The sequence below is a fragment of the Burkholderia sp. A2 genome (assembly GCF_001729305.1).
In the GTDB taxonomy this organism is placed as follows: Bacteria; Pseudomonadota; Gammaproteobacteria; order Burkholderiales; family Burkholderiaceae; genus Burkholderia; species Burkholderia sola.
The window spans coordinates 455,518-470,091 of the sequence record NZ_LZXX01000090.1; the positions used below are offsets into that span (position 1 = coordinate 455,518).

The window sequence follows — 14,574 nt, forward strand, 5'->3', positions numbered from 1 at the left end:
GATCATCGCCACGCTGCGACGACCCAATGACCATCGCAGCGCCCGCCCGTTACAACCGCGCCGCGAGCCGCGCCCCCTGATCGATCGCCCGCTTCGCATCGAGTTCGGCGGCCAGTTCCGCGCCGCCGATCAGGTGCACCGAGCGCCCGGCCGCCCGCAGCGGCGCGAGCAACGCGCGCTGCGGCTCCTGCCCCGTGCAGAGCACGATCGTATCGGCTTCGATCAGTTCGTGATCGGTGCGTTGCTCGCCGTACGACACATGCAGCCCGCGCGCGTCGATCCGCTCGTAGTTCACGCCGCCGATCATCTTCACCTGCTTCATCTTCAGCGTCGCACGGTGAATCCAGCCGGTCGTCTTGCCGAGTCCCTTGCCGAGCGGCGCGGCCTTGCGCTGCAGCAGCGTCACTTCCCGCGCCGGCGCCGACACCTGCGCCCGCGTCACGCCGCCGCGCGTCGCGGCCGGGTCGGTCACACCCCACTCGGCCTTCCATGCGTCCAGATCGAGGGCCGGCGATTCGCCGTCCTGCACCAGATATTCGGCGACATCGAAGCCGATCCCGCCCGCGCCCACCACCGCGACCCGCCGGCCGACCGGCTGTTTGCGCGCGAGCACGTCGATATAGCTGAGCACGTTCGGCCCGTCCTGCCCCGGAATCTTCGGGTCGCGCGGCGCGACGCCCGTTGCGAGCACGATCTCGTCGTAGCCGCCCGCGATCAGGTCGCGCGCGTCGACGCGGCGGTTCAGGTGCAGCTTCACGCCGGTCAGTTCGACCTGCCGGCCAAAGTAGCTCAACGCTTCATGAAACTCCTCCTTCCCCGGAATCCGCTTCGCCATGTTGAACTGGCCGCCGATCTCCGCCGCGCCGTCGAACAGGTCGACCTGATGGCCGCGCTGCGCGAGCACGGTCGAGCACGCGAGCCCGGCCGGCCCCGCGCCGACCACCGCAATTCGCTTCGGCTGCGGCGCGGGCGTGTATTTCAGCTCCGTCTCGTGGCACGCGCGCGGATTCAGCAGACACGATGCGATCTTGTTCTTGAACGCGTGGTCGAGACACGCCTGGTTGCAGCCGATGCAGGTGTTGATCTCGTCGGCGCGACCCTGCGCGGCCTTGACGACGAACTCGGCATCCGCGAGCAGCGGGCGCGCCATCGACACCATGTCCGCGCAGCCGTCCGCGAGAATCTGCTCGGCCACTTCGGGCCGGTTGATCCGGTTGGTCGTCACGAGCGGGATGCCGACCTCGCCCTTCATCTTCTTCGTCACCCACGCGAACGCGCCGCGCGGCACCGACGTCGCGATCGTCGGCACGCGCGCCTCGTGCCAGCCGATCCCCGTGTTGATGATGGTCGCGCCCGCGCGCTCGACCGCCTTCGCAAGCTGCACGGTTTCGCGCCAGTCGCTGCCATCCGGAATCAGGTCGAGCATCGACAGCCGGTAGATCAGGATGAAGTCGCGGCCGACCGCTTCGCGCGTGCGCTCGACGATCTCGATCGGCAAGCGGATGCGGTTCTCGTACGAGCCGCCCCACTGGTCGGTGCGCTTGTTCGTATGCATCGAGATGAACTGGTTGATCAGGTAACCCTCGGAGCCCATGATCTCGACGCCGTCGTAACCGGCCTCGCGCGCCAGCTTCGCGCAGCGCACGAACGCGCGGATCTGCCGCTCGACGCCGCGCGCGCTCAGTTCATGCGGTGCGAACGGCGAGATCGGCGACTTGATCTTCGACGGCGCGACCGCGAACGGGTGATAACCGTAGCGCCCCGTATGCAGGATCTGCAGCGCGATCTTGCCGTCCTCCGCATGCACGGCATCCGTGATCTCGCGATGCCGGCGCGCGGCGGCCGACGTCATCAGCGTGCCGCCGAACGGCTTGGTCCAGCCGGCCACGTTCGGCGCGAAGCCGCCCGTCACGATCAGGCCGACCCCGCCGCGCGCGCGCTCGGCGAAATATTCGGCGAGGCGCGGCAGCGTCTTGCGGCTGTCCTCGAGGCCCGTGTGCATCGAGCCCATCAGCACGCGATTCTTCAGCGTCGTGAAGCCGAGATCGAGCGGTGCGAGCAGGTGGGGAAAGGGTGTCGTCATGATGATTCGGCCAATAAGCGATGCCTGCCATCGTAGGCGCGCCCCGCCTTGAACGTGAGGGGGCAAACAGCCATAATGCTTGTCATTTCCGGCCAAATCGACATGACTTCCCCGTCTCGAAAGGATCGCCTCGGGCTGCGCCGGCCAACGATTCCGGTCGCCTATACGCGTCTGCTGCTACAGGCGCTGGCCGCGCGCGGCGTCGACCTGGCCGCCGTGCGCGCCGGCACGGGCCTGCGCGACGCGGTGCTGGCCGAGCCGGACGCACGCGTCGCGCCGTCGCAATGGGGGCGGCTGGTGCTCAACGCGATCGAAATCGGCGGCGATCCGGGCATCGGGCTCGCGTTCGGGCTACTGTTGAAACCGACCGTGCACGGCTTTCTCGGCTACGCGACGCTGACCGCACGGGACATCCGCGAAGCGCTGTCGGTCACGCAGCGCTACTTCCGGATGCGCAATCGCCAGTACCGGCTGACCTATGCGGAAGACGAGCGCGGCGCGACGCTCGAGTTGCACGGTGTGCAGGCGAACCCCGTGCTGCAGCATCACGTGATGTTCGAGTTCGTGCTGACGGGGCTTGCGCAGAACATCTCGCAATGGTCCGGGCGCGCGTCGCCGCCGATCAGGCTGCAATTCGCGTGGCCGGAGCCCGCGTATTTCGCGCGCTATCGCGATACGTTGCCGCCGGTGGCATTCGGCTGCGCGGCCAACGCGCTGTGGATCGCGCGTGACGTGCTCGACTGGCCGCTGCCGCTCGCCGACGAAGTCGCGCACCGGCAGGCGCTCGTGCAGGTCGAGCGCGAATATGCGCAGGTGCGGCAGGAGGAAGGCGATCTGGTCGAGCGCGTACGGGCGGAACTGGCGCGCGCCGCCGGCGATTATCCGGGGCCGGACATGCTCGCCGACGCGCTGCTCGTGTCGACGCGCACGCTGCGGCGCCGGCTGGAAGAAGCCGGCTCGAGCTATCGGCAATTGCTCGACGAAGCGCGGTTTCGCGACGCGAGGCAGTTGCTCGCCGCGTCGGACCTCGATCTGAAAACGATCGCCGAACGGCTGCAGTTCACCGACCCGGCGAATTTCACGCGTGCGTTCCGGCGCTGGGCCGGGCAGACGCCGAGCGCGTTTCGGGAAGCGGCTGCGGGTTCTGCACGCGAGTGACGCCCGGATGCCGTCGGCACGAGATGCCTGCCCGCAGTTTCATCGGTATGATCAATGCCACACCGGTGCCCCGTCCTGCCTATGCGCAATCACACTACCCTGATCGAGTCGACGATCGACCGTATCGATACGAATCTCATTCGTATCGAAGCCGACATCAAGAAAGTGCCGCTTTACCGCCTGACGATGCAGGACGCCTGCTACTTCATCGCGGCCTACGATATCGACGCGGAGGCGTTCAAGCAGGTCGATCAACTGAAGCCCGGGATGGCCGTGCGCGCGTGCATCTTCGACGATCGCGGGCGTCGCCGGATCGCATGGATCAGAAGCGATGACGTGGCGATCGCGCCTTACGATGCGTTCAGCCAAAGGAACAGCAATCTGTCGCTGCTCACGTGGGCGTCATGCATCTTCATATTGAGCCTGCTGAGCGGGGCCGCCATATTCAAACAGGGCTGGGCACTCGTCGGCGCCATCAACGTGTTCGTGAGCATCATCAGCATGCTGGGTACTTTGCTCGCGATTGCCGGCCTGTCCGAACTGGCTTTTCAGCCGCAGCGGCGCGAGGCCTACGAGAAGTGGCAATCCGAACCGGCCCGTTTCACCGCGGAACGGAGCAACGCATGACCGATCGCACCATGCAGATCGCATCCGGCTGCGTGACGTCCGTCAGCCAGACGACGATCAGTACGAAGGTCTGGAGCAACAACCTCGGCTGGACCACGCAAAGCATCGAGGAAATCGCGCTGCAACTCGACACGTTCGACGCGCTGCTCACCGTCAGGACGGACAGCACGCGAAGCCTGTTCATCGTCGCCGGCGACCGGCTGACCGTGGCGTACGCGCGAAGCGGGGATCGCGCCCGCCTCTACGGCATCCGGAACGTCACCGACGGCTCCGTGTATCTCGTTCGAACCGCGCAAGTCGCCGGTGCACGCACCGATACGTTCGTTACGATCGGCATGCTGTGCGTCATCCTCTGCGTCACCGGCATCCTGTCCGCGGTGCAACGCAGCACGGACGGCATGCTCGACATATCGATGGCGTTCGGTGCAACCGCGATCGGCTTTTTCGTGCTGAGCGCGATGCTGCGCGCCGTGTTCGGCGTCGTCGTGTGGCCCGAAATCCGGCGGCTCAAGCAGCCCGGCGGCAGGCGCGAGATGAATGCCGCGAAGCACGCGCTGTCGCTCGCGAATACGGAGACGCGAAACATTCGCTTCCTCTGACGCGAACGACGAGCGCTCGGCGCATCAACGACCGATATAAACCCGCGCGCCGCCGTCCCCTTCGCCCGCTTCGATCCGCACGTCGCCCGTGGCAGCGGCGATCGCGTCGTACAGATCGTCGCTCACGCACACCACCGGCACCGCGATCGCATACAGCTCGGCGGCCACGATCGCGCCGATCGAGATGATCAGGTCGCGCTCCTTCAGCACGATCCCGACCGGCCCGGTGCCGTTACGCACCGCTTCCGCGAGCACGCTGCTGCTCGAACTCGATCCCTTCGCGTGCGGCATCACCATCACCTTGCCGGCGAGGCTCGCGCCGGCCTGCGGATGCCCGCGATCGACGATCCTGCCCGCGCCCGAGTCGTAGCCGCCCCAGAAGCTGAGCGGCTTGTCGAGGAGGAACGGCCGCGCGCACGCGCTGCCCGGCACGAGCGTGTCGCCCGTCAAAAATGTGCCCGTCGCTTCAGTCATCGAATCGCACCTTGCCTTCGTACGCGGACCGCACGCATTCGCGCATGCTGCCGTACGCGACCGTCACGCCGATGTTCGCGGGCGCATACGACGCCCATTTCCCCGAATTGGTCATCACCAGTCCCGACAACCGCTTCATCACCGGCGTGATGTACGTGCAGGTATCGACGACGATCTGGACGCCGCGCGCGGCGAATTTCTCCGCGAGGCCGGCTTCCTCCAGCTCCCACAGAATGAAGCGGCTCGTGTTCACGTAGAAATCGCAGGCCGGCTTGCCGTCGAACGCGTCGAGCAACGTGTCGAGCGTGCGAAATTCGGCCAGCGAGAAATGCGGCGTGCCGAGCGCGACCGCGACCAGCGCGTCGCCGGCCGCGCCGTGATTCAGCGTGCGGCGAATCTCGTCGAGATCGGCCATCGCGATATCGATCGTGCGTTGCGCGGTGCGCCCGTGCAATGCGGCGTCGAGCGTCGGCGCCTCGGGCGTCACGCCGACCGCGTGAAACAGCGCGACGGCCCCGCTCGATGCGGCGGCCGCGCCGAGCGCCTTGAGTTCGTCCTCGGTGGTGTCCGCGGGTAGCCCGACGATCGCCGGCACGACCGCGCCCGCGATCTTGCCGACCGCCAAACCGAGCGCGGCGAAATAGATGTCGCGCGACGGCAGGCCGGTGAAATCCGGCGCATTGAACACGATCCGCGCGGCGCGGTTCGCATCGACATGCAGCCCCGCATACGGCGCGCGCCCGGTGATCGCGGCGGCCAGGTCGAGAAAATCGCCGTAGCGGCTCGTGCGCGCACCGAGCACCGAATTCGCGAACACGATCGCATTCGATTCGGCCCATGCGATCTGCTCGCCCAGCACGGGACGATTCTTCAATTGATACGGCGCGCACGTGAAGCTCGATTCGCAGCCGAGCAAAACATGCGCGTCCATCAGGCGCTGCGCATCGCGCTGGATCGTGCGATCGCCGTGATACAGCTCGGGATGGATCAGGTCGAGCGACCCGACGTTCAACGTGGTCGGCACCGCGACCTTCGCGCCCGTGTCGACGAAATAGTCGACGAAATCGAGGCTCGTCTGGCCGTGATACAGACAGCCGTCGATATGGGCGGACGTAATGTCGATCAGGTGCGGCGCGGACATCACTTGCGCGGTGCGCGCGACGATCCGCATCGCGCGGGCGACGCCGTGCCCGAAATCCCCGCGCAACATGGCGTCGTCGCGGTCACTCAACTGCAGCATCGGTTGCTCCTCGTGACGCGTGCCGACCGGCGCGGCGGCGCCGGCTCATGGAATCAGTCAGAGGACTCTACAACTGGAAACAAAAACTGTCCAGATTTCATTCAATCCGGACATCAGTGAAACCAATTTTTTGCGATCGATCGCTTTTAAGTCGGTCAATGGCTCGAATTCCACACCAGTTGATCGCCCGGCCGGCCCCACCCCGCCCCTCGCCTAACGTTCCGCCGTCAGACTGAACAGCTCCGCGCGCAACGCTTTCGCGCGATCGCGGCCGAACTGCGTGTCGAATTCGTCCTGCGCGGCCTGCCACGCGACTGTCGCCTGCGCGAACGTGCGCTCGCCGAGCTTCGTGAGGTGCAGCGCGTGCGCACGCGCATCGTGCTCGGACGCCGCCGTGGCGACGAAACCGTCGCGCTGCAACGGCTTCAGCGCACGCAGCAACGTCGTGCGATCCATCACCAGCGCATCGGCGAGTTCGCTCATCAGCAGGCCGGGCCGGCGTTTGAGGTTCACCATGATCGAGAACTGGGCCGGCGTGACGCCGACCGGGGCCAGATGGCGTTCGTACAGTTGCGTGACGAAGCGCGCCGCCTGACGCAGCGCGAGGCAGTTGCACGCCTCGGAAATCGGAATGTCGTTCATGTTTCCGAATCTATATGTGCATATGCATAAAGTCAATGTACACTCCGCCATAACATGGCCGGGCCGGCCATCGCGTCAAGGAGACGGACATGGACTACATCGACAAGCTGCGCATCTTCCGGTCGGTGGTGGAGATGCGCAGCTTCACCCGCGCCGCCGACATGCACGGCCTCGCGCGGCCGGTCGTCTCGCGCGCGGTCGCGGATCTGGAGGCGCGTTTCGGCAGCCGGCTGCTGCACCGGACCACGCGCCAGGTGTCACTGACCGAAACGGCCGAGCGCATCTACGAGCGGTGCGCGGCCGTGCTCGACGAACTTGACGCGCTCGAAGTGGAAGCGCAGACGCACACGCGCGAGCCCGAGGGCCTGCTGCGCCTCGTGGCCCATACGACGGCCGCGCTGAACCGGCTCGTGCCGCTGATCGCCGGCTTCAAGCGCGCACACCCGAACGTGCGCCTCGACGTCACGCTGACCGAGCGCCCGGTCGATCTGGTCGGCGAAGGCTACGACATCGGCATCGTCGTGCCGTACATGCTGACGAGCGAATCGACCGTCGTGCGGCTGGTCGAGCGCATTCCGGTCGTAATCGTCGCGACGCCTGCGTATCTGCAAACGCATGCGCGCCCCGAGACGCCCGCCGACCTCGCCAATCATCCGTTCGTGCCGATCTCGCCGTCGCTGCGCCGGCCGGCGCTGTCGTTCCGTGTCGACGGCAACATGCTCACCGTGCCGTTCCGCTTCGACGTCTCGTCGAACAGCCCCGTTTTCAACCGCGAAATGGTGATGCACGACTTCGGCATCGGCGTCGTCCCGAAAACGCTCGTCGAGGCGCAACTCGCGTCAGGCGCGCTCGTGCAGTTGCTGGAAGACGCCGATCTCGTCGATGCGTTCGTCGAAATCAAGCTCGCATACGCGAACCGCGCGCTGCTGCCCGCGAAGGTGAAGGCATTTATCGACTACACGGCCGCGTACTGCGACCGAGAAGGCTGGATCGTTCCGGCCGCGGCGTGACCGGCGCGAGCGCGCCTTTCCGACGCCGATTGGTACAGCCACGACACCAGTCTGATCCTCTCCCGCCCCTCGCTTCGCCCCGCCCCGCCGCCTAACATGTGCACATGCACAAGACCACGCTCACCGATGACGATTGCTTCGCGGTCCGGCAAGCCGCCCGGCGAATCTCGCAGTTCTACGAGCGTTACCTGTCGCGAGCGGGCGTGACGCCGTCGCAATACAGCATCCTCGCGCTGCTGCGCGAGCGGCCCGGCCTGACGATGGCGACGCTGTCGAACGTGCTGGTGATCGAACGCACCGCGCTGCTGCGCGCGCTCAAGCCGCTCGTCGGCGCGGCGCTGGTGACGGGGCGGATCGAGCCGCCGTGCCGCGGTCAGACGTTCGCACTGACCGCGCACGGCGAAACGAAGGTGGCCGACGCGCACGTGCACTGGCTCGCCGCACAGGAAGCGTTCGAGCGGTGCTTCGGGTCGGCGCAGGCGGCCCGCCTCAGAGACGAATTGTTCCGGATCACGCACAACCTGCCGGAACGCTAACCCTTTTCCCGATCGACACGACGTCGTCGATCGTTTTGATTAGTGCATATACATAGGTGATTCGATGGATACGACCCAAGCCGCTGCCTCGTCACGCGAAGCAGCCACAACCGAGCGGCCCGCGAAGCAACAACGCCGCGTGCCGTGGATGCGCATCGCGGTGGGCGCCGTCGTGGTCGTGGTCGCGGCCGCCGCGCTCGACTGGCTGTTCGTGCTGCGCTTTCAGGAAAGCACCGACGACGCGTATGTCGGCGGCGACGTGACGGTGCTCGCGCCGAAGGTCAACGGCTTCGTCGACAAGATTCTCGTGACCGACAACCAGCGCGTGAAGGCCGGCGACGTGCTCGTGCAGCTCGATGCGCGCGACTACGACGCGAAGCTCGCGCAGGCCAGCGCCGAAGTCGACAGCGCGCGCTCCGCCGTGACCGAACTCGAAGCAAAGCAGCAACTGCAATACGCGGTGATCGGCCAGCACGCGGCGGACAAGAACGCGTCGTCAGCCGAACTGACGCGCGCCGCATCGGATCGCGCGCGCTATCGCGAGCTCGTGAAATCGGATGCCGTATCGAACCAGATCGTCGAGCGCGCGGACGCCGATTATTCGAAGGCCGGCGCGGCCGTCGAACGCAGCGACGCCGCGCTGCTCGCGTCGAAGCGGCAGCTCGACGTGCTCGGCGCGCAGCTCGCCGATGCGCGGGCCCGCGTGAACACCGCACTCGCCGCGCAGCGCGTCGCGGCGCTCAACGTCGAATACACGACGATCCGCTCGCCGGTCGACGGTTACGTCGGCAACCGCACGGGCCGCGTCGGCATGCTCGCGAACGTCGGCGTGCCGCTGCTGACCGTCGTGCCGGCCTCCGGGCTGTGGATCGATGCGAACTTCAAGGAAGACCAGCTTCGCAAGATGCGCGCGGGCGACCGCGTCGACGTCGCGCTCGATGCGTCGAGCACGCGCCTGCATGGCCGCGTCGACAGCCTCGCCCCCGCGACCGGCGCGACCTTCAGCGTGCTGCCGCCCGAGAACGCGACCGGCAACTTCACGAAAATCGTCCAGCGCGTGCCCGTGCGCGTGCATCTCGATCCGCAGCCGGGCATCGAGCACGTGCTGCGCCCGGGGCTGTCCGCGGTCGTGACCGTGCATACCGACCACCAGCACTGAGCGGGAGCCGACGATGACCACCGCGTTTTCCGGCGACCCCGCGTCGCAACCGACCAAACAACGCGTGTTCGCGTTCGCGCTGATGTGCGTCGGCTTCTTCATGGCGACGCTCGACATCCAGATCGTCGCGTCGTCGCTGCGCGACATCGGCGGCGGGCTGTCCGCGAGCCAGGACGAACTGTCGTGGGTGCAGACCGCGTACCTGATCGCCGAGATCATCGTGATCCCGATGTCGGGCTGGCTGTCGAAGGTGATGTCGACGCGCTGGCTGTTCGTCGCGTCGGCCGTCGGCTTCACGATCACCAGCATGCTGTGCGGGCTCGCGTGGGACATCAATTCGATGATCCTGTTTCGCGGGATGCAGGGCGCGCTCGGCGCCGCGATGATCCCGACCGTGTTCACCACCGCGTTCGTGCTGTTCCCCGGCAAGCAGCGGCTGATCGCATCGACGACCATCGGCGCGCTCGCGTCGCTCGCGCCGGCGATCGGCCCCGTGATCGGCGGCTGGATCACCGACCAATGGTCGTGGCACTGGCTGTTCTACCTGAACCTCGTGCCCGGCATCGCGGTGGCCGCGCTCGTGCCGCGCTACGTGCATATCGACGCGCCCGACCTCAGCCTCGTCAAGCGCGGCGACTATCTCGGCATCGTGCTGATGTCGGGCTTCCTCGGCTGCCTCGAATACGTGCTCGAGGAAGGCCCGCGCAAGAACTGGTTCGGCGACGACGCGATCGTGGTCTGCGCGTGGATCTCCGGCATTTGCGGCTTCCTGTTCATCGTGCATGCGCTGACCGCGAAAGATCCGATCGTCGACCTGCGCGCGCTCGCCGTGCGCAACTTCGGGATCGGCAGCCTGCTGTCGTTCGTGACCGGCATCGGGATCTTCGTGACCGTGTTCCTGACGCCGCTGTTTCTCGCGCAGGTCCGTGCGTTCAGCTCGCTGCAGATCGGCATCGCGCTGCTGTCGGTCGGCGCGTTCCAGTTGATCGCGCTCTGTGCGTATGCGTTCGCCGCGCGCTACGTCAGCATGCGGGCGTTGCTCGTGTTCGGGCTGATCTGCTTCGGCCTCGGGTGCTACCTGTACACGCCGATCACGCACGACTGGGGCTGGCAGGAACTGCTGCTGCCGCAGGCGCTGCGCGGCATCGGCCAGCAGTTCAGCGTGCCGCCGATCGTGACGATGGCGCTCGGCTCGCTGCCGCAGTCGCGGCTGAAATCGGCGAGTGGCCTGTTCAATCTGATGCGCAACCTCGGCGGCGCGATCGGTATCGCGGTGAGCGCGACGATGCTCAACGACCGGCTGAATTTTCATTACCTGCGGCTGAACGAGCACGTGAGCGCCGGCGAACCGCAGGTCGCGTCGCTGCTCGACCGTCAGGCCGCGTACTGGGGATCGGTGGCCGGCAATACGCTGAATACCGCGCAGGCCGGGCTCGCGAACCTGCACCGGCTGATCTATCGCGAAGCGCTGACGCTGACCTATGCGGATGCGTACTACGCGCTGTCGCTGTGTTTCGTCGTCGCGCTGCTTGCCGTCGTGTTTTCCAAACCCATCACGTTGAACGCGCCGCCGCCGGACGCGCACTGAGGCCCAAGGATCATCATCATGAAGAAGCTACTCGTCGCGCTGGCTGTCAGCGCATTCGCCGCCGGGTGTGCGGTGCAGCCCGCGCAGCATCCGGCGCTGAACGAATCGGTTCAGACGCTTGCGCCCACCGCATGGGATACCGACGTGCCGCGCGCGGACATCGACGCCGCCGCCTGGTGGGCGCAATTCCACGACCCCGTGCTCGACCGGCTGATCGCGACCGTGCTCGACGGCAACCTCGATCTGCAGGCCGCCGCCGAACGCGTGAAGCAGGCGCAGGCGCTGACCGTGCAGAAGCGCGCGGTGTTGCTGCCCGAACTCGACGCGACCGCGCATGCGGCCGACGCGCGGCAGAACACGCCGCCGCCGCTCGGTTATGTGCGGCAGGCCGGCGCGGGGCTCGCGCTGAGCTGGTCGCCCGATGTGTTCGGCGGCGAACGGCTCGATTTGCTGGCCGCTCAAGCGGAGTGGGTCGGGCAGAAGCACGCGGAAGATGCGATGCGGCTCGCGCTCGCGGCCGATACGGCAGCCGCGTATGTCGATCTGCGCTGGGCCCAGCAGGAATTGAAGATCCTGCAGGACAACGCGAAGATCCGGCAGCATGCGCTCGAACTCACGCGCAAGCGGCAGGCGTTCGGGCTGTCGACGGAGCTCGACGTGACGCGCGCGCAGAATCAGCTCGATGCGCTCGAAGCGCGGATTCCGCCGACGCAGGCGCAGATTTCGCATCAACTGAATCTGATCGCCGTGTATTCCGGGCGGACGCCGGAATCGGTCGATCGGCTCGTGCTGGCGCAGGCCGGCGAGATTCCCGCGCCGCCGGTCGGCGCGCCGGGGACGTTGCCTTCGCAAGCGTTGTTGCGGCGGCCCGACGTGCTGACTGCCTACGCTCGAGTCGAGCGGCGTGCGGCGCAAGTGGGCGTGGCGAAGGCCGAGCGGTATCCGAAGTTTTCGCTGAACCTCACGGACGGAATTCTGGCGGCTTCGTATCTCGGGTTGCCGACGTTGACCGATAACCTGTTCAGCGCGGCGCTGAGTGCGACGAGCCCGATCTTCAATGCGGGGCGGATTACCGCCGATATCTCGCAGAGCGAAAGCCGGATGCGCGAGTCGGAACTCGGGTTGCGGCAGACGATGCTGCAAGCGCTGCGGGAAGTCGAGGATGCGCGCGCGAATCTCGTCAGCTCCGATGAGGCGACGCGGCGGCTCGATAGTGCATTGGCGGCTTCCGATAAAGCGCTCGGGTTGGCGAATCAGCTTTATAAGGGCGGCGCGACCGACTTCCTGGACGTGCTGTCGGCGCAGGAGGTGTATCTGCGCGATTCGGATTCGCTCAACCAGGTCAAGCGCGAGCATGCGCTGGCGGCGGTGGCGTTGTATCGGTCGCTTGGAGGTGGGTGGAGCCGGAACGATGCGGCCGGCGGGCCGCCGACGGAAACCGAGGCCGTGGCGAAAAACTAGGCGCCGCACGCGGCGCCGAAGTCAGCCGCCCGGACTCGCACACCACCGCGGCTCCTCCCACACGCATCCGGCCCCCAGCCCGGCCAGCGTCGGCCCGGCCCGCCGCGCCACCCGCTCCAATCGCGCAAACCGCCGCGACGGACGATTGGGACACCTTCTAGGCGGCCACCCGTGTCGCGAGTAAACTGACAGGAGGCGCAAACCGCGCGGGTCGGCGCCGGCCCGGAAGGGCCGCGCGCATCTTCGTGAACGTTGAAGAAGCCGGAGACGGCGTCGGTCATCGGCGCAACGAACTCCCCGGATGCGACGGATACCCGCCTGGCATCCGCGAGACCTCAACTCAAAGGGAACGTTCAGATTGAATACGAGCGCACCGTCGCCCCACCCCGCCGACGATCAACCGGAGTCGGGCAGCAAAGCCGGCACACCGGAATACGTCTACCTCGGGCGGCAACCGATTCTGGACCGCAGCGGAGCGTTGATCGCATTCGAACTATTGTTCCGCTCCGGGACAGCCAATCGCGCCCACATCACGGATGACGCCGCCGCCACCGCACAGGTGATCGGGCGACTCATCGGCGATATCGGCCTCAACGCCGCACTCGGCGATCGCACCGGCTATGTGAACATCGACCGGACGGTGCTGATGTCCGACATCGTCTGGTTGTTGCCGCATGAACGCTTCGTTCTCGAAATCCTCGAAACGGTGACGTTCGACGACGCGCTCTGCAAGCGCTGCAGCGAACTGCGGCGCGCGGGCTACCGGCTCGCGCTGGACGACGTTTCCGAGGTTTCCCCCCGCCTGTTCGAATTTCTCCCTTACGTCGATATCGTCAAGATCGATTTTCTCGAATGTCCGCGCGAGCACCTGGCCGAACTGATCGGCGCCGTCAGGCAGCACGGGAAGATGGCGGTCGCCGAGAAAATCGAAACGCCGGAGGACCATGGCACTGCCATGCAAGCGGGCTTCGAACTGTTTCAAGGCTACTACTTCGCGAAACCGCAGGTGCTGACATCGCGGCGCGTCACGCCATCGCGTGACGCGCTGCTACGCCTGCTCGTGCTTCTGGGCGGCGAACCGGAGATCGTGGCGCTCGAAGCCGAGCTCAAGCGCATCCCAAACCTCGTCATTCCCCTTCTGATGCTGCTCAATTCGAGCGCGGTGGGGCTCAGCCAGCCCGTTTCATCACTGCGCGAGGCGATCATGCTGGTCGGCACGCGACAGATTACGCGCTGGACCCAGTTGCTCCTGTTTGCCGATGAGCGTCTGGATGCGTTGCGCTCCGATCCGCTGGCACAACTATGCGGCGCGCGGGCACGATTCATGGAGCTGGCCGCGGCCCGGCTGCGGCCCGATGACGACCGGTTCGCCGCTACCGCGTTCATTGCGGGCGTGTTCTCACTGGTTCATGTGCTGTTCGGCAGCACGATCGAGGACGTCGTCACGACGACGCCGATTCACGCCGATATCCGGCGGGCACTGCTCGAACGGCATGGCGAACTGGGTTGGCTCTTGAACGCCAGCGAGGCAGCGGAATCGGGCGACTTCGACGCCATCCGCGCAGTGTGCAATGCATCGCCGATCTTCACCCCGAACGACCTGACCCTGCTCTGGCTCGCTGCCGCCACGTGGTACGACGATCAGGTGCGAGGACTACCCGCACACCGCCCTCAGTAAGCCTCGCAATAGGCGGCGCGACGACCGCGCCGTCAATCTCGCCTTGCCCGCGGCCGCTCGATTTGCCGCCGCGTGGCCCGAACGTTGTAATCGCACTCAACTCCTGGCCGGATCTGCCGTTAACTCAGGGCGGCGGCCCGTGCGAGGGCGATGCGCCGGCGTGCGGTTTCGCCGGACAACGGGGCATCGATCGCGCTCTCGGGGCAAAAGTGCCGCGCTCGTCGCCGCGACACCTCGAACGCGGCGTCGATTCCGCGCGGGCGAGTTCGATGAGTGCGCAACCAGTCGAGGCGAGCAAGATCACGCCTTGCCGGCCGGC

General features: G+C 66.6%; 13 protein-coding genes. 9 read left to right on the forward strand and 4 right to left on the reverse strand.

Going from position 1 to position 14,574, the window contains the following annotated elements; all coding sequences use genetic code 11:
• Positions 1–49: 49 nt before the first annotated feature.
• The gene (locus tag A9Z05_RS14055; protein ID WP_069618600.1) at positions 50–2,083 is read right to left on the reverse strand and encodes an NADPH-dependent 2,4-dienoyl-CoA reductase; all 2,034 of its coding nucleotides are present in this window, start codon (positions 2,081–2,083) and stop codon (positions 50–52) included.
• A 75-nt stretch (positions 2,084–2,158) separates the two neighbouring features.
• On the opposite strand from A9Z05_RS14055, the gene A9Z05_RS14060 reads away from it, so the two are divergent.
• From A9Z05_RS14060 to A9Z05_RS14070, 3 genes are read left to right on the forward strand one after another with little or no spacing between them, the layout of a single operon-like run.
• Positions 2,159–3,241 (forward strand): AraC family transcriptional regulator, encoded by a 1,083-nt coding sequence (locus tag A9Z05_RS14060; RefSeq protein WP_069618601.1) that lies wholly within the window; start codon positions 2,159–2,161, stop codon positions 3,239–3,241.
• A 54-nt stretch (positions 3,242–3,295) separates the two neighbouring features.
• Positions 3,296–3,868, forward strand: coding sequence for a hypothetical protein (locus A9Z05_RS36920; RefSeq protein ID WP_256121989.1), 573 nt, complete (start codon positions 3,296–3,298; stop codon positions 3,866–3,868).
• Entirely contained in the window at positions 3,865–4,467 is a 603-nt protein-coding gene (locus A9Z05_RS14070) for a hypothetical protein (RefSeq protein ID WP_069618603.1), read from the forward strand. Before A9Z05_RS36920 ends, A9Z05_RS14070 begins: the two co-directional genes overlap by 4 nt.
• Before the next feature lie 24 nt (positions 4,468–4,491).
• Here A9Z05_RS14070 and A9Z05_RS14075 read toward each other — a convergent pair whose 3' ends face one another.
• From A9Z05_RS14075 to A9Z05_RS14085, 3 genes are all read right to left on the reverse strand, one after another.
• Complete coding sequence (locus A9Z05_RS14075; protein WP_069618604.1) at positions 4,492–4,941, reverse strand: aconitase X swivel domain-containing protein; 450 nt, start codon at positions 4,939–4,941, stop codon at positions 4,492–4,494.
• On the reverse strand, positions 4,934–6,181 hold the full coding sequence (locus A9Z05_RS14080) for an aconitase X (RefSeq protein WP_069618605.1): 1,248 nt from the start codon (positions 6,179–6,181) through the stop codon (positions 4,934–4,936). The genes A9Z05_RS14075 and A9Z05_RS14080 overlap by 8 nt, the downstream gene beginning before the upstream one ends.
• 213 nt (positions 6,182–6,394) lie before the next feature.
• Positions 6,395–6,823: a MarR family winged helix-turn-helix transcriptional regulator gene (locus A9Z05_RS14085; protein ID WP_069618606.1), complete on the reverse strand. Its 429-nt coding sequence runs from the start codon at positions 6,821–6,823 to the stop codon at positions 6,395–6,397.
• 89 nt (positions 6,824–6,912) lie between these two features.
• Here A9Z05_RS14085 and A9Z05_RS14090 point away from each other — a divergent pair, with 89 nt between their 5' ends.
• The 6 genes from A9Z05_RS14090 (at position 6,913) to A9Z05_RS14115 (ending at position 14,255) form a co-directional block, all read left to right on the forward strand.
• Entirely contained in the window at positions 6,913–7,833 is a 921-nt protein-coding gene (locus tag A9Z05_RS14090) for a LysR family transcriptional regulator (RefSeq protein WP_069618607.1), read from the forward strand.
• 104 nt (positions 7,834–7,937) lie between these two features.
• On the forward strand, positions 7,938–8,369 hold the full coding sequence (locus A9Z05_RS14095) for a MarR family winged helix-turn-helix transcriptional regulator (protein ID WP_043886629.1): 432 nt from the start codon (positions 7,938–7,940) through the stop codon (positions 8,367–8,369).
• 64 nt (positions 8,370–8,433) lie between these two features.
• Complete coding sequence (locus A9Z05_RS14100) at positions 8,434–9,528, forward strand: HlyD family secretion protein (protein ID WP_069618608.1); 1,095 nt, start codon at positions 8,434–8,436, stop codon at positions 9,526–9,528.
• A gap of 13 nt (positions 9,529–9,541) precedes the next feature.
• A complete protein-coding gene (locus tag A9Z05_RS14105) occupies positions 9,542–11,116 on the forward strand; it encodes a DHA2 family efflux MFS transporter permease subunit (RefSeq protein WP_069618609.1) in 1,575 nt (524 codons plus the stop codon).
• Between the two features lie 18 nt (positions 11,117–11,134).
• Positions 11,135–12,577 (forward strand): efflux transporter outer membrane subunit, encoded by a 1,443-nt coding sequence (locus tag A9Z05_RS14110; protein WP_069618610.1) that lies wholly within the window; start codon positions 11,135–11,137, stop codon positions 12,575–12,577.
• Between the two features lie 358 nt (positions 12,578–12,935).
• Positions 12,936–14,255, forward strand: coding sequence for an EAL and HDOD domain-containing protein (locus tag A9Z05_RS14115; protein WP_069618611.1), 1,320 nt, complete (start codon positions 12,936–12,938; stop codon positions 14,253–14,255).
• The last annotated feature ends 319 nt before the right edge of the window (positions 14,256–14,574 follow it).